The organism is Shewanella sp. 8A, from assembly GCF_023475945.1.
In the GTDB taxonomy this organism is placed as follows: domain Bacteria; phylum Pseudomonadota; class Gammaproteobacteria; order Enterobacterales; family Shewanellaceae; genus Shewanella; species Shewanella xiamenensis.
The window spans coordinates 1-243 of record NZ_JAMDJP010000127.1; the positions used below are offsets into that span (position 1 = coordinate 1).

The window sequence follows — 243 nt, forward strand, 5'->3', positions numbered from 1 at the left end:
GCGACGGTGAAGCTGACCACGCTGGTATTGCCCGCTTCATCGTTAGTTAACACGTTGCCGCTGGCGACGGTGTCCTCAACGACAGTTTTGCTGTCATTGGCCGCATCGGTGTTGTCTGGTGTGACCGTGATGGTCAGGGTCGCTATGGCACCGGTGTTGGTGGTGTACGTAATGACTGGAACTGCACCGTTCCAGTTGGCATTAGGTGTAAAGCTGTAGCTACCGTTGCTATTGAGCACTAAG

At 54.3% G+C, this 243-nt stretch carries 1 protein-coding gene; it reads right to left on the bottom strand.

Features of this window, described 5'->3' with window-relative positions:
* The coding region (locus M0413_RS22850; RefSeq protein WP_249555766.1) for an Ig-like domain-containing protein at positions 1–243 on the bottom strand (243 nt) is incomplete at both ends.